Below are 20,366 nucleotides of genomic sequence, written 5' to 3' on the forward strand. Positions count from 1 at the left end.
CCTTATGGGTGTGTAGCTGGGGAGGTGTGTGCCGTTTTGGCCGATGCTGGCGGGCGGAAGAACATCACCAGCGTCACTGCGAGATAAATCACATAGGCGCAGAGCACGCTGACGGTTGGCGCGTCCTGATAACCGAACATGCCTGCCAGTACCGAGCCCAGCGGGCCATCCATCGGCAGGTGGGCGCTGATATCGAACACCACGTCTTGCAGGTGATTCCATAGCCCGGCTTCATGCAGGGCTTGTACCGAATTGGCCAGGATTCCTGCCGCAACCACCAGAATAAACAGGCCGGTCCAACGAAAGAACAGGCCCAGGTTCAGGCGCATGCTGCCGCTGTAAATGGCAAAGCCGACGCCAATGGCCAGAATCAGGCCGAGCAGGGCGCCCAGCGGCGCGGCCGGGCCTTCGCTTTGCTGGAAGACGGCAAGCAGGAAGAACACGGTCTCAAGCCCTTCGCGAGCAACGGCAAAGAACACCATGGCGATCAGGGCGGTGACTTGATGTTTGGAACCGGCGAGGGCGTGATCGAGGGAAGTGTGCAGGGAATGCTTGATAGAGCGCGCCACCTTGCGCATCCAGAACACCATGGAGCTGAGAATGGCCACGGCGATCAGGCCGACAATACCTTCGAACAACTCCTGTTGCTTTTGCGGGAATTCGGCGCTCATCAGTTCCAGGCCACCGCCTACCAGCAGCGACAGGGCGGCGGCCAGAAAGACGCCGATCCATACGGCAGGCATCCACTGCCCACGTCCTGTTTGCTTGAGGTAACTTGCAATGATGCCGACGATAAGCGCCGCTTCAATCCCTTCGCGCAGCATGATCAGAAATGGAACCAGCATGGGTAGCCCGCGTCACTTATTAGTTAGGGAGCTAATTTGTAACATATTGATACGTATTGCCAAACAAGAATCGATTGCATTTGCTGAACGGTAGCTGAACGAAGATTGCTGCGCCGCCAGCATCGCAGGCAAGCCTGCTGCCACAGGTTACGTGGTGTACACAAAATCTGAAGCTTGCAGGTGTTTCACTGTGGGAGCGGGCTTGCCCGCGATAGTGTCACTGAAGTGCGGTTTGGCTGACCAACCGCAGCGCCTGCATCGCGGGCAAGCCCGGCTCCCACTGGTTTTGCGTCGTGCACAGAATCCAAACCTTGCAGTGGAGAGTGTGGGAGCGAGCCTGCTCGCGATGGTATCAGCACGGTTTACCCGACTAACCGCAGCGCCAGCATCGCAGGCAAGCCTGCTCCCACAGGTTAAGTGGTGTACACAAAATCTGACACCATCCCAGGCAGCCAGCTACAGAGTTAAATCTGCACTAAGTCAGGCGTCTTTTTCAGGCAGGCTTTCTTCCTCGTCTTTCTTTAGCGCTTGAAGACCTTTCAGTGCGGCCTCGGCCTCAATAGTGCGCTGGGTCAAGGCGACATGACTTTGCTGGATTTCGCTGTGTGCCTGTTTCAAACCTTCACTTTCCAGCGTGGCTACACGCAGGCGCTCCTGGAGCAAGGTGCGCTCGCTTTGCAACTGGCTCAGTTGGATATTGAGCTGTGCATTGAGATTGCCGAGCTTGTGTTGCTGATCATTGGCCTGGTTAAGCTCTTTGCCCAGCGCACGGCTTTCGCTCAGCACGCGCTCGTTGTCGCGATGCAACTGGGTGATTTCATCCTGGCGTACCAGTGCGCTTTGCTGTGCCTGGCGCAGCTCCATCTGCACTTGCTGTAATTGGCCTTCGTGACGACGCTGATCCTGCTCGCGTTGTTCCTTGACGGCGCTGCGGTAGTGCTCCAGTGCGTCGCGGGCATGCAGGTGCTTTTCTTCCAGTGAGCGGATCTGTTCGTCACGGTCTTTGAGACGCAGCTCAGCGTCGCTACAAGCCTGGTTCAGCGCCGCGTTGCGGGTTTGTTCGGTTTGCAGCATGGAGCGGGTGGCGTCGAGGCTGGCGCTCTCCTGGCTCAGTGCCGTGCCCTGGATTTCAAGTTGCTGCTGAAGCTGAAGTCGGGCGTTTTGGGCTTCGTCCAGTTGCTCTTGCAGTTGGCTCTTGAGCTGCTCGTAATGCGCCTGAGCCTTGTCGATGGGCTCTTGCGCCTGCTCCTGCAGGCGTTGGGCGAGGCGGGCAACCAGCTCGGTCAGCTCGTCATCTATCTGCTCGCGGGGCGCGCCACGGCGCGAATCAACCTCATCCAGCTCTTTTAGATAGCGATGGATAGTGGTTTTCGATCCGGTATTTCCCATCTCGATACGTACCGCATCAATGCTCGGGTGTTCACCGCGGGCCAGGATCGCCGTGCGTGCAATTTGAACCACCGCTTTATTTACGCCGCCACGGGCCATGGCTTTCTCCTACGATTATGTACTGTGGTATGTATCATGTAATTACGTACTATCTTAGCACATTATTTTCACATTAATTTTTGATTTAAGAGGCGGGATATACTGGTATTATCCCGTGCTAGAGCCTTTTAACTGCGGTTAAGGCCCGTTTTCAGTACGCAAACCAAGAGAACTGCCCATGAGCGAGCTGGATCGCTACCTGAATGCCGCGACCCGCGACAACACCCGCCGTAGCTATCGGGCTGCCATCGAGCACTTCGAAGTGACCTGGGGCGGGTTTCTGCCGGCCACCAGCGACAGCGTGGCGCGCTATTTGGTGGCCCATGCCGGGCAACTCTCGATCAATACGTTAAAGCTGCGTCTGTCGGCCATTGCCCAGTGGCATAACAGCCAGGGCTTTGCCGACCCAACCAAGGCACCCGTGGTGCGCAAGGTGTTCAAGGGCATTCGCGCCTTGCATCCCGTCCAGGAGAAACAGGCTGCGCCATTGCAATTGCAACATCTTGAAAAGGCAGTTGAGTGGCTTGAGGGGGAGGCCCTGGCGGCGCAAGCCAGCGGCGATCGACCGGGGTTGTTGCGCGCAAGGCGCGATGCTGCCCTGATCCTGCTTGGCTTCTGGCGCGGGTTTCGTAGCGATGAGTTGTGTCGCTTGCAAGTCGAGCATGTGCAGGCGGTAGAGGGAGCTGGTATTACCCTGTATCTGCCACGCAGCAAAAGTGACCGCGACAACCTCGGCAAAACCTTTCAGACCCCGGCCCTGTTGCGGCTGTGTCCGGTGCGGGCGTATATCGAGTGGCTCAATACCGCCGCACTGGTGCGGGGCCCGGTGTTCCGCGGTATTGATCGCTGGGGCAATCTGGGCGAGGAAGGCCTGCACGCCAATAGCGTGATCCCCTTGCTGCGCCAGGCGCTGGAGCGCGCCGGCATCCCGGCCGAGCAATACACCAGCCACTCCCTGCGTCGCGGATTTGCAACCTGGGCCCATCAAAGTGGCTGGGATCTGAAGTCACTGATGAATTACGTCGGCTGGAAGGACGTAAAGTCAGCCATGCGCTATGTTGAAGCGACCCCATTTTCGGGGATGAGCATCACGGCCGAGAAACAAATTGGTAACTGATCCGTGTCAAGTTGAAAGCCTGGCAGGTGGCCCATATTTGCATGGAAGGTTTTAGCGGTAGCTTTCTTCTATCTATAACGTCACCTGATAGCCAAGACCTATCGCCAGTATCAGCTTTGCCAATGAGCCAGATACGTGATGTGTTGTTAGGATTCACCTCATCAACTTTTCAACCCTGACGGAGAGTCAACGATGCCTATCATCAACAGCCAAGTAAAACCGTTCAAAGCAACTGCCTACAAAAACGGCAGCTTCGTGGAAGTGTCGGACGCTGACCTGAAAGGCAAGTGGTCTGTCGTGTTCTTCTACCCAGCCGACTTCACCTTCGTTTGCCCAACCGAACTGGAAGACCTGGCTGACAACTACGAAGAGTTCAAGAAACTCGGCGTGGAAATCTACAGCGTGTCGACTGACACCCACTTTGCCCACGCTGCCTGGCACAACACTTCGCCAGCCATCGGCAAAATCCAGTACACCATGATCGGCGACCCTACGCTGACCATCTCCCGCAACTTCGACGTGTTGATCGAAGAAGCAGGCCTGGCTGACCGCGGTACTTTCGTGATCAACCCAGAAGGTCAGATCAAGATCGTTGAACTGAACGATGGCGGTGTTGGCCGTGACGCTTCCGAGCTGCTGCGCAAAATCAAGGCCGCTCAGTACGTTGCTGCTCACCCGGGCGAAGTTTGCCCTGCCAAATGGAAAGAAGGTGAATCCACCTTGGCTCCATCGCTGGACCTGGTCGGCAAGATCTAAGACCGTGAGCCAGACAAGGGCGGTGATCCGCACCTGTTAGTAAGCTGCATCGCCCTGAAAACGCCCGGGCGAGATTCGCTCGGGCGTTTTTTTGTACAAAAAATTCAGTTTTAAGGAGATCGCCCGTATGTTGGACGCCAATCTGAAAGCGCAGTTGAAGTCATACCTGGAGCGGGTCACACAACCGATCGAGATTGTTGCCTCTCTCGACGACGGTGCGAAATCCCGTGAAATGCACGACCTGTTAAAAGAAATCGCCAGCCTTTCCAGCATGATTACCCTGCTGGACAACAGCAACGATGCGCGCAAGCCTTCGTTCTCGCTGAACCGCCCGGGCGGCGATATCAGCCTGCGTTTCGCAGGTATCCCGATGGGCCACGAATTTACTTCGCTGGTGCTGGCCTTGCTGCAAGTAGGCGGCCACCCATCGAAAGCCAGCACCGAAGTGATTGAACAGATTCGCTCCCTTAAAGGCGAGTTCAACTTCGAAACCTATTTCTCGCTGTCATGCCAGAACTGCCCGGACGTGGTGCAGGCGCTGAACCTGATGGCGGTGCTTAACCCGAATATTCGCCATGTGGCGATTGACGGTGCCCTGTTCCAGGACGAAGTCACCGAGCGTCAAGTGATGGCGGTGCCAAGCGTTTACCTTAACGGCGTCAATTTCGGTCAGGGCCGTATGGGCCTTGAAGAAATCCTTGGCAAACTGGACACCAGCGCCATTGAGCGTCAGGCCGAAAAAATCAGCGCCAAGGAAGCCTTTGACGTGCTGGTCATCGGTGGTGGCCCGGCTGGTGCTGCAGCGGCTATTTATGCTGCGCGTAAAGGCATTCGTACCGGTGTCGCGGCTGAGCGCTTTGGCGGCCAGGTGCTGGATACCATGGCCATCGAAAACTTTATCTCGGTCCAGGAAACTGAAGGGCCGAAACTGGCCACGGCACTTGAAGAACACGTCAAACAATACGACGTCGACATCATGAACCTGCAGCGTGCCGACAAGCTGGTTGCCGGTAAGGCGGGCGAGTTGCACGAAGTCAAATTCGCCAGTGGTGCTTCGCTCAAGGCCAAGACCGTAATCCTGGCCACCGGTGCGCGCTGGCGCGAAATGAATGTGCCCGGCGAGCAGGAATACCGCAGCCGTGGTGTTGCCTACTGTCCGCACTGCGATGGCCCGCTGTTCAAGGGCAAGCGCGTAGCGGTAATTGGTGGCGGTAACTCCGGTGTGGAAGCGGCCATTGACCTGGCCGGTATCGTGGCTCATGTGACCTTGCTTGAGTTCGACACCAAATTGCGAGCCGATGCCGTATTGCAGCGCAAGTTGCACAGCTTGCCTAACGTGACAGTCATCACCAATGCACAGACCACCGAAGTCACCGGTGACGGGCAGAAAGTCAACGGCCTGCGCTACAAGGATCGTCAGTCGGGTGATGTGCACACTGTCGAGCTGGAAGGTATCTTTGTGCAAATCGGCTTGCTGCCAAACACTGATTGGCTCAAGGGAACTGTTGAGCTTTCACCTCGCGGTGAAATCATTGTCGATGCTCGCGGTGAAACTTCGATCCCCGGCATCTTCGCTGCCGGTGACGTGACCACCGTGCCGTACAAGCAGATCGTGATCGCGGTAGGTGAGGGCGCCAAGGCCTCGCTGAGTGCCTTTGATCATTTGATCCGCTCTTCAGCGCCGGAATAAGCAGCCACAAACAAAAAAACCCATGAGTGATCATGGGTTTTTTTTGCGTGCGATTTTTACATCGGTTGCGGCTGGATGATCTCTACCCAGTAACCGTCGGGGTCTTTGACGAATGCCAATGACTTCATGCGGCCATCGTTGAGGCGCTTCTGGAAGTCTACTTCCAGTGCTTCAAAGCGCTCGCAGGCGGCGCGAATGTCCGGCACGGAAATGCAGATATGGCCAAAGCCACGTGGGTCGGTGTTGCCGTTGTGGTAGACAACGCTGTCGTCAGCTTCCGAACCGTGGTTATGGGTCAGCTCCAGGATGCCCGGAATGGACTTCATCCACAGCGTGCGCGCTGCGTCATCTGCCGGGATCTGCGCCTTGTCGACCAGGGCGAGAAAGTACAAGCTGAATTCTGCTTCGGGGAAATCACGCTTTTCAACCAGCGAAAACCCCAGTACGCGGGTATAGAAATCGAGGGATTTCTCGATGTTCTTCACGCGCAGCATGGTGTGGTTGAACACAAAATTTTGCGTAGCGCTATCTGGTACGGCAGTTACACCGGGAATATTGTTCAGGTCTTGCAGGCTCATGAACCCTCCGAAAATGATGCATAGGTGATCGGTCGCTACGGTGAGCGTGATGGGCGAATGATACGGAATGTGACGCCGGGCGCCAAACCCGTTTTCAGGGTGCAAGGCCGTGCAGGGGCATGTAGCGGGCGGCAGGATTGACAAAACGCAGGCAAAAAGAAGCCCGCCGAAGCGGGCATGGGGCGCTAATCCTTTAGCAGCCTCTATCCTGTGACTAGCGATGTGAAAAAATTGTGAAGGATTGCCTTGTTGGTGACCTTTCGGTTGCACGGCAGGCATATAAGGACAATTCCTACAAAGCACTACTGCTTTAGGTGTAGGTTATTTATTGTTGAGCGGGCAGGGGGGGCTAACTGATGGCTCGCCAATGACTAAAAACGTGAGGCCTGCTCGCTCAAAAGTCGATGTAATGCATTAATTATGTCGCCAGGCGTATTCAAGTTTCACCTGTGTGCGCTGTTGTTATGTGATGGTGCAGGGCATGCTGCGCTGAACAAAGTTGAATAAAATTAAATCTTTATAATCTAATAACTTGCGAACGCTTTACTGCGAAGTAAAAAAGCCCTGCACAGGCGCAATGCTGTTCACTTAAGAGCAACGCTACTCAATTGTGGGAGCGGGCTTGCCCGCGATGGTCTTCTGAGCGCCGCATTTACTAAGTAAATGCGCGTCATCGTTTACGACCATCGCGGGCAAGCCCGCTCCCACAGGGGTTGAAATCGCTTAAGTGAACAGCATTGCCCGCACAGGCGGGGCTTTGATTGAGTGCCAGCTTTATGTGCGAAGCCAGCTATCCACTGTGGCAGCGCCGTACTCTTCTTTCCAGGCTTTCAAACCACGATGGTTGCCGCCTTTGGTTTCGATCAGTTCGCCGGTATGCGGGTTTTGGTAAACCTTCAACACCCGTGCCTTACGCTGTTTGGGGGCAGAAACCCCTTTGGATGCAGAAGGATTGGGGTCCAGGATGGCAATAATGTCCCGCAGGTTTTTGCCGTAGGTTTTCATCAAACCTTGAAGTTTTGATTCGAACTCGATTTCTTTTTTCAGTCCGGCATCATTTTTCAGGGCTTCCAATTGAGCCAGCTGTTCTTGTAGCGCTTTTTCAGCAGCGCGAAACTCAGCAAGTCTAGACAAAGTCATTACTCCATTCACAGGTTCGGTGGTGGGTAACCGAAGCGAATTAATGATGTTTGGAATGCACAAGATTTACAGGGCGAGCGTACAAGAGCAACCCGCTTGCCAGCGCGCCCGCTGATGCAAACATTTATAAGTTCATGTGAGACAAAAAAATTGTAGTTGTTAATTCCTTCGCTGCCAAGTGCTATAGGGCGTCCTGTTTGAAAAAGTTTCAAACAGGACGCGTGCATTATATTAAGAGGGTGTTAAGCGTGCCTGCAAAGCCAGGATAAAATCGGCAGAGGGCATGGGGCGGGCAAACAGATAGCCTTGTAAAAAATCAACGTTCTGGTCGGCCAGATACTGACTTTGCTCTTCAGTTTCTACCCCTTCGGCGACGATGCCCAAGTCCAGCTTGGCACTCAGTTCAATGATGCTGTCGAGAATATGCCGGGACAATGCATCGGCTCCAATCATGGCGACAAAACTCTGATCGATCTTCAAGTAGTCGACGTTAAACTCGCGTAAGTAACTCAAGCTTGAATGACCGGTGCCAAAGTCATCAATGGCGATCATGACCCCCAGTGCGTGCAACTCACCAAATAATTGATGGGTGGTGGGGCTCGGCACAATCAATTCACGCTCGGTGAGTTCCAGCACCAGATTGATTTTTCCGGGTGCAAACGCGTTGAGAAAGCGCCGGCAGTCGTCTACCAGTTCAAGATTCTGACAATGGTGGGCCGCTATGTTGAAGGCAAGGTGGAAGCCAGGTTCCATATAGCTGGCATGGGGGGCAAGCAACTGTGCTGTTTGCTCCATCAGCGAACGCGTCATGGGTACGATCAGCCCCGAGTGTTCTGCAAACGGGATAAACAGGTCCGGACGCACCAAACCTTCTTTCGGGTGTTGCCAGCGCATCAGAACTTCTGCGCCTGCCCATTGTTTGGTGTCGCCTTTTACCACTGGCTGAAAGTAAGGAATGAACTCTTGCGCCTCAAGACCGCGTTGCAACTCTCGCGTTGGTGAAGTTGAGCGCTTTTGCAAGCGCTGTACAGTGGCGGCCGAGATAAACCCCAGAAAAACCAGCAAGGCCATCAGACCCGGGTATTGGGCCCGCACAAAACGCCAGACAGTTCCATGACTGAACCCTGCGACGACGCGATAAGGGTATTGAGTGGAGGGCACTGTTACGGGTGTCACCGGAAAAGCCTCAGGCGGGGTGCTGCGCACTTGCCCATACCGGTCAATGGAGTTGTCGCCCACTTCAATCAGTAATTGGGTGTACTGGTTGATAAGGCCCAGAACATTGACCAGATGAAAACCATAGAGGCTTACAATAACGCCTGCATGGTCTTGCTCGCGTCGATAAACCAGCAAGGGCTCATCGGGGGTTACCAGGTTGCCTGGCATTAACCATAAGGTACCGTCTTTATAGTCTGCCGGGTTAACCACTTCTTTAAAGCTGCCAAACAATGACGAGCAATAAATCTGGTGGTTCCACACCAGGTTGACTGAGCGCACAAAGGGGCGACGGGTCACCTGGTCACGCAGGGCCAATTCAACCCCGGCACAATCCTTACCTGCCAGTGGCAGGGTCTGGTCGGCAGCCAGCGAAGCATTGTCCAGCATCAGATCGAACTGGCGCACGGCTTCCTGGGCAGTTTCGGTGGCTTCCCACTGCAAAGACCGATTGGCCTGCCAAAATATAATGAACATACCAAGCACAATCGGCAGCAAGCCACTCAGTACAATGAGCGCGTAGCGATCAGTCCATTTACGGGTCAGTTTCAGCGCTAATGGCATTCAGAGTCCTGCAGGCTGGGGAAGGGCGATACCAGGCGATGGCAGCCTGGTAAGGCTAGCATTGCTATAGGGCTATTTCATATCACATAGGACAAACAGGATTACGCCATGTAGAATCGGCTTACGCATACAAGAATAACGACTTCTGCAACCAGAAGCCCTACCGCGTAAGAGATGGATCGAAATGAAGCGATTCGGGTTCCAATTGATCTACGGTGATTTCCTTGCGCGCAGTGTGCGCGGGATCTCCTGTGCGCCTCCTGCCAAGCCTCAGCATTCTTAGTGAATAACCCCCTGTTAATTCTAAAAATGACCATGATGAGGCGCCAAAAATGGCAGATCTATACGAAAACCCGATGGGCCTGATGGGCTTTGAATTTATCGAATTCGCATCCCCTGTACCCAATACGCTCGAGCCTGTGTTTGAAATCATGGGTTTCACCAAGGTGGCAACCCACCGCTCCAAAGACGTGCACTTGTATCGTCAGGGCGATATCAACCTGATTCTCAACAACGAGCCCCACAGTGTCGCCTCTTACTTCGCGGCAGAGCATGGCCCGTCAGTTTGCGGCATGGCCTTTCGCGTGCGCAATGCGCAACAGGCCTATACCCGAGCGCTGGAGCTGGGCGCGCAACCGGTGCACATCCCTACAGGCCCGATGGAGCTGAATCTGCCGGCCATTAAAGGCATTGGCGGTGCGCCGTTGTACCTGATTGACCGTTACGGCGAAGGTAGCTCGATCTACGATATCGACTTTGTGTTTATCGAAGGTGTGGACCGTCACCCTGTGGGCGCCGGGCTGAAGATCATCGATCACCTGACCCATAACGTTTATCGCGGGCGCATGGCTTACTGGGCCAACTTCTACGAGAAGTTATTCAACTTCCGGGAAATTCGTTACTTCGATATCAAGGGTGAGTACACCGGCCTGACCTCCAAGGCCATGACTGCCCCGGATGGCATGATCCGTATCCCGTTGAACGAAGAGTCGTCCAAGGGCGCGGGCCAGATCGAAGAGTTCCTGATGCAGTTCAATGGCGAAGGCATTCAGCACGTGGCCTTTCTCAGTGATGACCTGATCAAGACCTGGGACGCACTGAAGAAAATCGGCATGCGCTTTATGACTGCACCGCCAGAGACTTACTATGAAATGCTTGAAGGCCGCCTGCCGAACCACGGCGAGCCGGTTGAAGAGCTGCAATCGCGGGGCATTTTGCTCGACGGTTCTTCCGATTCGGGCGACAAGCGCCTGCTGCTGCAGATTTTCTCGGAAACCCTGATGGGCCCGGTATTCTTCGAGTTTATTCAGCGCAAGGGTGATGACGGCTTTGGCGAGGGTAACTTCAAGGCACTGTTTGAATCCATCGAGCGTGATCAGGTGCGTCGTGGTGTGTTGAGCGCAGACTAAAGCCTGATCCGGGTTCAACTCATGTGGGAGCGGGCTTGCTCGCGATGGCATCACTGCGGTTTGCCTGATAAACCGCGGCGCTTATATCGCGAGCAAGCCCGCTCCCACAAAAACCATTTCGACAGTGGATTGGCGAGCTTTCATGCTCTCTAGAACAACCCCGCCGCAATATTGATCGAAAACCCCAAAACCGCCGTATTGAACAGAAAGCCCAGCAGTGAGTGCGCCAGTACCGCTTTGCGCATCTCGCGGGTGGCTACGCCCACATCGGAAGTCTGCACCGCAACGCTGAGGGTAAAAGAGAAGTACATAAAGTCCCAGTAATCCGGGTCCAGTTCCCCTTCCGGAAAGCGCAGCGCCGGCTCCGTCCCTTCATCGTTATAGAACAGCCTCGCGTAATGCAGGCTGAATATCACTCCGATCATTAGCCACGAACCCACCACCGTCAGCCCGGTAAAACCATAATGCATCAGACGATCGTCATCGCTGAGCTTGCTGCCTGACAGTTCAAGGGTAACGGCTGCCAGACTGGCAATCGATGCAATGCACACGGTGATTAACACCATGCTGGCATTTTCATCTTCAATTTCTGCCGTGCTTTTTACGTCACTGGCTTTGGAGCGCAGCACCAGCCAGAGCGTTAGTGCCAGGTACAACCATACTCCGGCATTCCAGCCCAACAGGAACTTGCTGGTCAGCGTCGCAGCCGGGGCGAAGATACCGACCGCCACCCCAAGCAGGGTGGCAGCGGTCAAACGAGGATGGGTACGAGCAAGGTGCGACATAAACATTCCCTGTTACTGACTGTTTCTGCACCTTAGCACGCACCCCGGGTATTAACCCTGACGCGGTTTGCTTCTTGTCAGTTTCATCACCACTACAAAGAACACCGGTACGAACACAACCGCCAGGGTGGCGACGATCATCCCGCCGATCACCCCTGTGCCGATGGCTTGCTGGCTGGCCGAACTGGCCCCCGTGGCAAGTGCCAATGGCACCACGCCGAGGATAAACGCCAGGGATGTCATCACAATCGGGCGCAGCCGCAAACGTGCAGCCTGCACGGTGGCGTCGACCAGATCGTGGCCTTCGTCATACAGAGTCTTGGCAAACTCGATGATCAAAATCGCGTTCTTGGCTGACAAGCCAATAATGGTGATCAGTCCGACTTTGAAAAATACGTCGTTGGGCATGCCGCGCAACGTCACTGCCAGCACTGCGCCGAGCACCCCCAGTGGCACAACGAGCAAGACCGCAGTCGGGATCGACCAGCTTTCATACAGCGCGGCCAAGCATAGAAACACGATCAGCAATGACAGCGCGAGCAGTACCGGAGCCTGCGCTCCGGACACTTGCTCCTGCAGCGACAGGCCGGTCCATTCCAGGCCCAGACCGGCAGGCAACTGGTCAACCAGGCGCTGAACTTCAACCATCGCCTCGCCAGTACTGTGCCCCGGCGCCGATTCGCCGGAGATGCTGATCGCCGGGTAACCGTTATAACGGGTCAACTGGGACGGCCCCTGTATCCAGCGAGCTTCGACAAAGGCCGAAAGCGGCACCATCTTGCCGAGGTCGTTGCGTACATTGATTTTCAGCAGGTCTTCGACCTGGCTGCGCTGATCGCCTTCAGCCTGCACCATGACCCGCTGCATGCGGCCCTGATTTGGGAAGTCGTTGATATAAGCCGAGCCCACTGCCGTCGACAGCACGGAACCTATATCCGCGAACGAAATACCCAATGCATTGGCGCGTTTGCGATCGACCTCAAGCTGCACTTGCGGGCTTTCTGCCAGTGCTTCTTCGCGCACATTGGCCAGTACCGGGCTTTTTTCGGCCAGTGCCAGCAGCTCGCTACGGGCTTGCATCAACCGGTCATAGCCCACACCGCCACGGTCTTGCAGGCGCAACTCAAAACCGCTGGAGGTGCCCAGGCCACTGACCGGTGGCGGCAAAATGGCAAAGGCCACTGCGTCCTTGAGCTGGCTGAACGCACCATTGGCCCGATCCGCGATAGCGGCTGCAGAGTCCTTGGCGCCACGCTCCGACCAGTCCTTCAGGGTAGTAAAGGCCAGTGCGGCGTTTTGCCCGCTGCCCGAGAAACTGAAACCCAGAATCATCGTGGTATTACCCACTCCCGCTTCACTGGCGTTGTGCGCCTCAATTTGCTCGACTACATCGATGGTACGGTTCTGGCTGGCACCCGGCGGTAGTTGAATATCAGTGATGGTGTAACCCTGGTCCTCGACCGGCAAGAAGGAGGAGGGCAAGCGTGCAAAGCACACCACCAGGATGACCAGCAAAGCACCGTACACCAGCAGATAACGGCCGCTGCGCTTGATCAGGTGCACTACCCAGTTTTCGTAGCCAGCGGATAAACGCTCGAATTTGCTGTTGAACCAGCCAAAAAAACCGCCCTTGGCATGATGCTCACCCTTGGCAATAGGCTTGAGCAGGGTTGCACAGAGCGCAGGCGTCAGGGACAGGGCCAAAAACGCCGAGAACAGGATCGAAGTGGCCATCGACAGCGAGAACTGCTGGTAAATCACCCCCACCGAACCTGGCATAAACGCCATTGGAATAAATACGGCCACCAGCACCAGGGTGATGCCGACAATCGCGCCGCTGATCTGGGTCATCGCCTTACGGGTTGCTTCACGTGGCGAAAGCCCTTCGCTGACCATGATCCGCTCGACGTTCTCCACCACCACAATGGCATCGTCGACCAGAATGCCGATGGCCAGTACCATGCCGAACATGGTCAATACGTTGATCGAGAAGCCCAGCACCAGCATGGTGGCGAATGTGCCCATCAGCGCCACCGGCACCACCAGGGTCGGGATCAGGGTGTAGCGGATGTTCTGCAAGAACAGGTACATCACCAGAAACACCAGCACCATGGCCTCGACCAGGGTGTAGATCACCTTGGTGATCGAGACTTTGACAAATGGCGTGGTGTCATAGGGGATGGTGTACTCGACCCCAGCGGGGAAGTAGCGGCTCAACTCGTCCATTTTGGCGCGAATCAGGTTGCCGGTATTCAGGGCGTTGGCCTCCGGAGCCAGCTTGACACTGAAGGCGCTGGCCGACTTGCCGTTGAGGCGGGTACCGTACTGGTATTCCTGGCTGCCGATCTCCACCCGGGCAACATCGCCGATGCGCACGGTGGAGCCGTCCGGGTTGGCACGCAGGACAATATCCGCGAACTCTTGCGGGGTGGATAGCTGGCCTTTGACCAGTACCGTGGCGGTGATTTCCTGGGTCGAGCGCCCCGGCAAGTCGCCGATACTGCCCGCCGACACCTGGGCGTTCTGGCTGGCAATGGCCTGATTGACGTCAGCCGGAGTGAGATTGAAGCCAATCAGCTTTTGCGGGTCGATCCAGATGCGCATGGCCCGTTCGGCACCATACAGCTGGGCCTTGCCGACCCCGTCGATACGCTTGACCTCGTTCATCACGTTGCGCGCCAGATAGTCGCTAAGGGCGACCTCATCCAGTGCGCTGGTGCTGTCGGCAGTCAGGGTCACCAGCATCAGGAAACCCGAAGAGATTTTCTCAACCTGCAGGCCTTGCTGAATAACCGCTTGCGGCAGACGCGACTCCACCGCTTTCAGACGGTTTTGCACATCGACCTGAGCCATTTCGGGGTCGGTGCCGGGTTTGAATGTTGCGGTAATGCTGGCACTGCCCAAGCTGCTCTGCGACTCGAAGTACAGCAGGCCGTCAGTGCCGTTGAGCTCTTGCTCGATCAGGCTGACCACACTTTCGTCCAGGGTCTGCGCCGAGGCGCCCGGGTAGATGGCATAGACCTCGACCTGCGGCGGTGCCACGTCGGGGTACTTGGCTACTGGCAACTGCGGAATGGCTAAGGCCCCCGCCAGCAGGATGAACAATGCAACGACCCAGGCAAACACCGGGCGGTCGATAAAGAACTGCGGCATGCTCACTGATCCGTGGAGTGTGCGAGAGGGAGTGTCGGGTCATCGATCTGCACTTGCTCGCCGGGGCGGGCGTGTTGCAGACCCTGGGTGACGATGCGGTCACCGGTTTTCAGGCCGGAGGTAACAGCCCAGCGATCATTTTGCGCATTGCCCAGTTGCACGGGTTGCAGTTGCACGCGGTCGTCGGCATCGATCAACAGCACCTGGGCGATACCCGCGCTGTCACGCAGGATTGCCCGTTGTGGCACGCTGATGCCTTGCTTGTTGACCGCCTGCTCCAGGCGCACCCGCACAAAACTGCCCGGCAGCAGGTCGTAGTCGGGGTTGGGGAACTCGCTGCGCAGGATGATCTGCCCGGTGCTCGGGTCCACGCTGACATCGGTAAACAGCAGTTTGCCCGGCAGCGGGTAGAGGCTGCCGTTGTCGCGTATCAACGTGGCCTTGGCCTGTTGCTTGCCGACTTGCTGCAGTTCTCCGGCACGGAAGGATTCGCGCAGGTTGTCCAGATCGCGGGTGGACTGCGTCAGGTCAACATGGATCGGGTTCAGTTGCTGGATACGCGCCAGTGGCGTGACTTCGCCCTGACCGACCAGTGCCCCTTCAGTTACCAGTGCGCGGCCAATTCGCCCGGAGATCGGTGCGGTGACAGTTGCATAACCCAGATTCAGTCTGGCGCGCTGGACAGCGGCCTTGTTGGCGGCCACATCGGCGTTGGCCTGCTGTGCGGCGGCGCGGGCATTGTCATGGTCCTGGCGGCTGATGGCGTTGATACCGATCAGCTCGGCGTAACGCTGGTCCTGCAGTTTTGCCTGCAGGGCTACGGCCTCGGATTTGTGCAGCGCAGCCAGAGCACTGTCCAGGTCAGCCTTGAAGGGGGCCGGGTCAATCAAAAACAGCACATCGCCCTGTTTGACCTCGGAACCTTCGGTATACACGCGTTTGAGCACCACACCGGCAACCCGGGCGCTGACTTGCGCCACGCGCGGCGCAACCACCCGACCGCTCAGCTCGTTACTGACGGACAAGGGCGCCGTGGCGATGACCTCGGTAAGAACTTTGGTCAGGGGCGGTTTGGTTTCAGCGACCGGGCTTTTATCACAGGCGCTGATGGCCAGGGCCAGGGCCGTAAGGCATAGCGGGGCGAAGAGCTTTTTCAACGATCGGGCCTTCTTAAATAAGCGGGATGTTTCTGCAGGCATGCTAAGCGCAGCACGCAAGGGGCGTTGTGAAGCTATGTAGAGGGTGTGTGAAAAAGTGTGAAGGTTGTGCTCCTATCCCTGTGAGGTTGTATATCCTTCGGGTTTTCCCCGGTTGTAAGCACCTATTATGCCCACTATTTTGCTGGTCGAAGACGACGCCGCGCTTTCAGAGCTGATTGCCAGCTATCTGGAGCGCAATGGCTATCAGGTCAGTGTGATCGCCCGTGGCGATCAAGTATGTGACAGAGCAAGAAGCAACCCCCCGGATCTGGTAATTCTTGACCTGATGTTGCCAGGGCTCGATGGCCTGCAGGTCTGCCGATTGTTGCGCGCCGAGTCGGCAAGTTTGCCGATCCTGATGTTGACAGCCCGCGACGATAGTCATGATCAGGTGCTGGGGCTAGAGATGGGTGCCGACGATTATGTGACAAAACCTTGCGAGCCCCGTGTATTGCTCGCTCGTGTGCGCACGCTTTTACGCCGCAGCAGCCTGGCCGAGCCGCAGGTTGCCAGTGATCGCATCCTGATTGGCAACCTGTGCATCGACCTGTCAGAGCGCACCGTGAATTGGCGCGGGCAGGTGATCGAATTGTCCAGCGGCGAATACAACCTGCTGGTGGTGCTCGCCCGGCATGCCGGTGAAGTGCTGAGCCGCGATCAGATTTTGCAGCGTTTGCGCGGTATCGAGTTCAACGGTACGGACCGTTCGGTGGACGTGGCAATCTCCAAGCTGCGCCGCAAGTTTGATGACTGCGCCGGTGAAGCGCGCAAGATCAAGACCGTGTGGGGCAAGGGCTACCTGTTCAGCCGCTCGGAATGGGAATGCTGAGTCCATGTTCAAGATTCTGATCCGCCTGTACCTGGTGACCATCGTGACGTTTGCCATGGCCATTTATCTGGTGCCCGGAGTGATCGTGTCGCTGTTTCATGAGCGTTTCATGAACTACAACATCGATATGTCGCGAGGTATGCAGACCCTGCTGGTCAAGCAGTTCCATCATCTGCCCGCCGAGCAATGGCCCGGCCTTGCGCGGGAACTCGATGCGCAGTTCCAGCCGATGCGGGTCAATCTGCTGCCCATCATGGACTCCAAGTTCAGCGCCGATGAGCAACGCCAGTTGCAGCAAGGGCAGGGGGTATTGCGTATTGGCGAGTGGGGCTGGCGTACGCTGGTAGTGTCACCGCTGGATGATCAGGTGGCGATTGAATGGGTCATGCCCCCCGACCCGTTCGACATGAGTGTGCTGTATTGGGTCATCAACGTACTGATCGGCGCAGCCATGCTTGGCGGCTTGCTGTTGTGGTTGCGCCCGCACTGGCGTGATCTGGAACGCCTCAAGCAGACCGCAGCGCGGATCGGCCAGGGGCAACTGAGCGAGCGCACGCAGATTTCCCAACGCTCCAACATTCATGGCCTGGCCACGGTGTTTGACGCCATGGCCCAGGATGTCGAGCATCTGCTCAATCAGCAGCGCGACTTGTTGAATGCGGTTTCCCACGAATTACGCACGCCACTGACACGCCTGGACTTCGGTCTGGCACTGGTGCTGTGTGACGACTTGCCAGAGGCCAGCCGCGAGCGCTTGCAGGTACTGGTGGGGCATATACGTGAACTGGATGAGCTGGTGCTGGAATTGCTGTCTTTCAGCCGCCTGCAAAACCCGGCATTGATGCCGGAAAGGGTCGAGGTATCGCTGGATGAGTTTATCGACAGCATCCTCGGCAGTTTCGATGAAGAACTGGAAACGCCGGATATCGTCCTCGATGTGCTGTTGCACGGTACCCAGGAGCGCTTTGCCCTTGACCCGCGCCTGACTGCGCGGGCACTGCAAAACTTGCTGCGCAACGCCATGCGTTACTGCGATCGACGGATTCAGGTAGGCGTGAATGTCACCGCGCAAGGCTGCGAGCTGTGGGTGGATGACGATGGTATCGGCATCCCGGAGCAGGAGCGCGAGCGGATTTTCGAGCCGTTCTATCGCCTGGACCGCAGCCGCGACCGGGCTACCGGGGGCTTTGGGCTGGGCCTGGCAATCAGTCGACGTGCCTTGCAAGCCCAGGGCGGTACGTTGATTGTTGAGCAGTCACCGCTAGGCGGTGCTCGCTTCAAGCTCTGGTTGCCGGCTTGAAGCGAGATCTTGCGCGCTAGATGGAGCGACGCTGACGGCTTACATGCTTCAAGCCTTCAATAATCAGCACCACCACCGCGAGCCAGATCGGCCCGTAGGTCAACCATTGCCCCTCTGCCAGGCTGTCGCCCAGTAACAGGGCGACGGCGACCAGCAGCACAGGCTCGACATAACTGAGCAAGCCAAACAGGCTAAAGGGCAGCAGACGGCTGGCGAGAATATACGCGAAGCCTGCCGCAGCACTGATGATGCCCATCAGCGGCACCAGCGCATACAGCGCCTGGCGCTGCTCGCCAAGGTCGACGTGCGGCCCTGCCAGCACAAACCACAGGGCAGCCGGGACCATCAACAGCATGTCCAGCCATAGCCCGCCGAGGTTATCGATACCGATCTTCTTGCGCAGCACGAAGTACATCGGGTAACCGATTGCTACAACAAGTGTTGTCCAGGAAAAACCACCCGTACGGTACAGCTCATTGGCCACGCCGATTACGGCCAGGGCCGTGGCGATTTTCTGCAGGTGCGACAGGTGTTCGCCGTAGACGATGCGCCCGGTAAGGATCATCGTCAGTGGCAGCAGGAAGTAACCCAGGGACACATCCAGACCATGCCCGTTCAGCGGCCCCCACATAAACATCCACAACTGCAGGCCGACTAGGAAACTGGTGAGCAGTACGCAAGGAATAAGTAGAGGTTTAGCGCGTAAACGATTGAAAATTATGGGAACCCATTTCCAGTCACCGGAGAGGCAGATAAACAGGGTCATAAAGGGCAGCGAGATCAGTATTCGCCAGCCGAAGATTTCCTGGCCATCGAGGGGCCAGAGAAGGGAAGTGAACCAGTACAGAACGCCAAACAGACAGGAAGCCAAAATCGATAGAACAATGCCTTTAGACACAACAACCTCAATGGATCTACAACGTTACTCATGTGAGTGGGCACGTAGCTTGAGGCTGTCGGTGTTCGTTGGCAAATGCCTTTTAAACCAGTTACTTGGGAGTCATTCTTGTTGAGGATGCTCAACTCTGAAAATGCCAAGCAATTACTGGGCCAAAGTCGTTTAAAACGAGCGTTCGTGTTTTGCAAAAAAAATGATTAACGGTAGCTCTGTGGGATCGGGCTTGCTTGCGATGGCAGCGCTTCGGTGATTCTGACAGACCGAGTTGCCTGAACCGCGAGCAAGCCCGCTCCAACATGCACAGCTACAGCCAGGCCGATTACATTGACCTGCGCTGACGAACCAGATGCTTGAACCCTTCAAAAATCAGTACCAGTACCGCCAGCCAGATCGGCAGATAGGTCATCCATTGCCCTGCGCTGATGCTTTCGCCCAGCAGCAAGGCAACCAGCACCAGCAAGACCGGCTCCACATAGCTGAGCAGGCCGAACAGGCTGAATGCCAGCATGCGGCTGGCCAGGATATAGCTGATCAATGCCAGGGCACTGATGCCTCCCAGAACTGGAATCAGCGCATACAGCGCCGGGCGCTGGCTGGCGACATCAAAGCCTTGCTCGCCACTTTGCACAAACCACCAGGCCACGGGCATCAGCAGCAGCATATCGACCCACAGGCCGCCGAGGTTGTCAGTGCCTGAGCGCTTGCGCAGGACAAAGTAGAGTGGGTAACCAATGGCCACTACCAGAGTGGTCCAGGAAAATCCGCCAACGCGATACACCTCGTTGGCAACGCCGAGGGTCGCCAGTGCTGCGGCGATTTTTTGCAGGTGCGACAGTTGTTCGCCATACACCATGCGCCCGGTGAGAAGCATGGTCAGCGGTAGCAGGAAGTAACCTAGCGACACGTCAAGGCTGTGGCCATTGAGCGGCGCCCACAGAAACAGCCAGAGCTGGACCCCCACCAGCGCACTGGACGTCACCAGCACGGCCATGAACTTTGGTTGCATGCGCAGCCGCGAGATAATCGCCGGAACCAGCCGCCAATCGCCGGAGAAGCACATGAACAAGGTCATGCAGGGCAGGGTCAGGAGCATCCGCCAGCCGAAGATTTCGGCGCCACTCAAGGGCCAGAGCAGGGATGTGAAGTAATACATGACACCGAACAGGCTCGATGCCAGAACAGACAGAACAATACCTTTGGACACAACAGCCTCGTTGAAACACGCATTTTGATTATTAGAAGTGCGTAGCTTGAGGCTCGTCGAGCTATAGGGCAAATCCTTGATTGCGCCCTGAGGTCTGTAGGGGCTGTGGGAGCGGGCTTGCTCGCGATGGCAGCACCTCGGTCTGCCTGACAGACCGCGTCGCCTGAATCGCGAGCAAGCCCGCTCCCACAGAGGG

At 56.6% G+C, this 20,366-nt stretch carries 16 protein-coding genes; 6 read left to right on the top strand and 10 right to left on the bottom strand.

The annotated features are described in order from the left end of the window. Positions 1-2 precede the first annotated feature (2 nt). Together efeU and ACZRMH_RS15420 are read right to left on the bottom strand one after the other, a co-directional pair. Entirely contained in the window at positions 3-845 is an 843-nt protein-coding gene (efeU, locus tag ACZRMH_RS15415; protein WP_464014127.1) for an iron uptake transporter permease EfeU, read from the bottom strand. Between the two features lie 480 nt (positions 846-1,325). Next, complete coding sequence (locus tag ACZRMH_RS15420; protein ID WP_464014128.1) at positions 1,326-2,333, bottom strand: DNA-binding protein; 1,008 nt, start codon at positions 2,331-2,333, stop codon at positions 1,326-1,328. Between the two features lie 178 nt (positions 2,334-2,511). Between ACZRMH_RS15420 and ACZRMH_RS15425 the strand changes: the two genes are divergently transcribed. The 3 genes from ACZRMH_RS15425 to ahpF all read left to right on the top strand — a co-directional run bounded on the left by ACZRMH_RS15425 (position 2,512) and on the right by ahpF (position 5,896). Continuing rightward, positions 2,512-3,450 (top strand): site-specific integrase, encoded by a 939-nt coding sequence (locus tag ACZRMH_RS15425; protein WP_464014129.1) that lies wholly within the window; start codon positions 2,512-2,514, stop codon positions 3,448-3,450. A gap of 192 nt (positions 3,451-3,642) precedes the next feature. Continuing rightward, entirely contained in the window at positions 3,643-4,206 is a 564-nt protein-coding gene (gene ahpC / locus ACZRMH_RS15430; RefSeq protein ID WP_016780891.1) for an alkyl hydroperoxide reductase subunit C, read from the top strand. 127 nt (positions 4,207-4,333) lie between these two features. Then, positions 4,334-5,896, top strand: a complete 1,563-nt coding sequence (gene ahpF, locus ACZRMH_RS15435) for an alkyl hydroperoxide reductase subunit F (protein ID WP_464014130.1) — start codon at positions 4,334-4,336, stop codon at positions 5,894-5,896. A 56-nt stretch (positions 5,897-5,952) separates the two neighbouring features. Here the strand turns inward: ahpF and gloA are convergent, their stop codons facing one another. The 3 genes from gloA to ACZRMH_RS15450 form a co-directional block, all read right to left on the bottom strand. Next, positions 5,953-6,474 carry a lactoylglutathione lyase gene (gene gloA, locus ACZRMH_RS15440; protein ID WP_464014131.1) on the bottom strand — a complete coding sequence of 174 codons (522 nt, stop codon included), beginning with the start codon at positions 6,472-6,474 and terminating at the stop codon, positions 5,953-5,955. Between the two features lie 774 nt (positions 6,475-7,248). Beyond that, positions 7,249-7,608: a histone-like nucleoid-structuring protein, MvaT/MvaU family gene (locus ACZRMH_RS15445; protein ID WP_464014201.1), complete on the bottom strand. Its 360-nt coding sequence runs from the start codon at positions 7,606-7,608 to the stop codon at positions 7,249-7,251. A 237-nt stretch (positions 7,609-7,845) separates the two neighbouring features. Then, positions 7,846-9,393: an EAL domain-containing protein gene (locus ACZRMH_RS15450; RefSeq protein WP_464014132.1), complete on the bottom strand. Its 1,548-nt coding sequence runs from the start codon at positions 9,391-9,393 to the stop codon at positions 7,846-7,848. A gap of 332 nt (positions 9,394-9,725) precedes the next feature. Here ACZRMH_RS15450 and hppD point away from each other — a divergent pair, with 332 nt between their 5' ends. Further along, positions 9,726-10,802, top strand: a complete 1,077-nt coding sequence (gene hppD / locus ACZRMH_RS15455; RefSeq protein ID WP_464014133.1) for a 4-hydroxyphenylpyruvate dioxygenase — start codon at positions 9,726-9,728, stop codon at positions 10,800-10,802. A gap of 149 nt (positions 10,803-10,951) precedes the next feature. On the opposite strand, the gene ACZRMH_RS15460 is transcribed toward hppD, so the two are convergent. The 3 genes from ACZRMH_RS15460 to ACZRMH_RS15470 are packed head-to-tail and all read right to left on the bottom strand — an operon-like array spanning position 10,952 to position 15,897. Beyond that, the gene (locus ACZRMH_RS15460; protein WP_464014134.1) at positions 10,952-11,587 is read right to left on the bottom strand and encodes a DUF1345 domain-containing protein; all 636 of its coding nucleotides are present in this window, start codon (positions 11,585-11,587) and stop codon (positions 10,952-10,954) included. 51 nt (positions 11,588-11,638) lie between these two features. Beyond that, positions 11,639-14,740 (bottom strand): multidrug efflux RND transporter permease subunit, encoded by a 3,102-nt coding sequence (locus tag ACZRMH_RS15465; protein WP_464014135.1) that lies wholly within the window; start codon positions 14,738-14,740, stop codon positions 11,639-11,641. Positions 14,741-14,742: 2 nt separating this feature from the next. Then, positions 14,743-15,897: an efflux RND transporter periplasmic adaptor subunit gene (locus ACZRMH_RS15470; RefSeq protein WP_464014136.1), complete on the bottom strand. Its 1,155-nt coding sequence runs from the start codon at positions 15,895-15,897 to the stop codon at positions 14,743-14,745. 169 nt (positions 15,898-16,066) lie between these two features. Between ACZRMH_RS15470 and ACZRMH_RS15475 the strand changes: the two genes are divergently transcribed. Both ACZRMH_RS15475 and ACZRMH_RS15480 read left to right on the top strand, forming a co-directional pair. After that, the gene (locus ACZRMH_RS15475) at positions 16,067-16,768 is read left to right on the top strand and encodes a response regulator (protein ID WP_464014137.1); all 702 of its coding nucleotides are present in this window, start codon (positions 16,067-16,069) and stop codon (positions 16,766-16,768) included. 4 nt (positions 16,769-16,772) lie between these two features. Beyond that, positions 16,773-18,068, top strand: coding sequence for an ATP-binding protein (locus tag ACZRMH_RS15480; RefSeq protein ID WP_464014138.1), 1,296 nt, complete (start codon positions 16,773-16,775; stop codon positions 18,066-18,068). 16 nt (positions 18,069-18,084) lie between these two features. Here ACZRMH_RS15480 and rarD (ACZRMH_RS15485) read toward each other — a convergent pair whose 3' ends face one another. After that, positions 18,085-18,966 (bottom strand): EamA family transporter RarD, encoded by an 882-nt coding sequence (gene rarD, locus ACZRMH_RS15485; protein WP_464014139.1) that lies wholly within the window; start codon positions 18,964-18,966, stop codon positions 18,085-18,087. A gap of 319 nt (positions 18,967-19,285) precedes the next feature. After that, positions 19,286-20,170 carry an EamA family transporter RarD gene (gene rarD, locus ACZRMH_RS15490; protein ID WP_464014140.1) on the bottom strand — a complete coding sequence of 295 codons (885 nt, stop codon included), beginning with the start codon at positions 20,168-20,170 and terminating at the stop codon, positions 19,286-19,288. Between the last annotated feature and the right edge of the window lie 196 nt (positions 20,171-20,366).

The sequence above is a fragment of the Pseudomonas sp. B414 genome (assembly GCF_055408445.1).

Bases quoted from the DNA above. Each gene is read 5' to 3' on its own strand.
- efeU (WP_464014127.1), bottom strand. From the start codon at position 845: ATGCTGGTTCCATTTCTGATCATGCTGCGCGAAGGGATTGAAGCGGCG.
- ACZRMH_RS15420 (WP_464014128.1), bottom strand. From the start codon at position 2,333: ATGGCCCGTGGCGGCGTAAATAAAGCGGTGGTTCAAATTGCACGCACG.
- ACZRMH_RS15425 (WP_464014129.1), top strand. From the start codon at position 2,512: ATGAGCGAGCTGGATCGCTACCTGAATGCCGCGACCCGCGACAACACC.
- ahpC (WP_016780891.1), top strand. From the start codon at position 3,643: ATGCCTATCATCAACAGCCAAGTAAAACCGTTCAAAGCAACTGCCTAC.
- ahpF (WP_464014130.1), top strand. From the start codon at position 4,334: ATGTTGGACGCCAATCTGAAAGCGCAGTTGAAGTCATACCTGGAGCGG.
- gloA (WP_464014131.1), bottom strand. From the start codon at position 6,474: ATGAGCCTGCAAGACCTGAACAATATTCCCGGTGTAACTGCCGTACCA.
- ACZRMH_RS15450 (WP_464014132.1), bottom strand. From the start codon at position 9,393: ATGCCATTAGCGCTGAAACTGACCCGTAAATGGACTGATCGCTACGCG.
- hppD (WP_464014133.1), top strand. From the start codon at position 9,726: ATGGCAGATCTATACGAAAACCCGATGGGCCTGATGGGCTTTGAATTT.
- ACZRMH_RS15460 (WP_464014134.1), bottom strand. From the start codon at position 11,587: ATGTCGCACCTTGCTCGTACCCATCCTCGTTTGACCGCTGCCACCCTG.
- ACZRMH_RS15465 (WP_464014135.1), bottom strand. From the start codon at position 14,740: ATGCCGCAGTTCTTTATCGACCGCCCGGTGTTTGCCTGGGTCGTTGCA.
- ACZRMH_RS15475 (WP_464014137.1), top strand. From the start codon at position 16,067: ATGCCCACTATTTTGCTGGTCGAAGACGACGCCGCGCTTTCAGAGCTG.
- ACZRMH_RS15480 (WP_464014138.1), top strand. From the start codon at position 16,773: ATGTTCAAGATTCTGATCCGCCTGTACCTGGTGACCATCGTGACGTTT.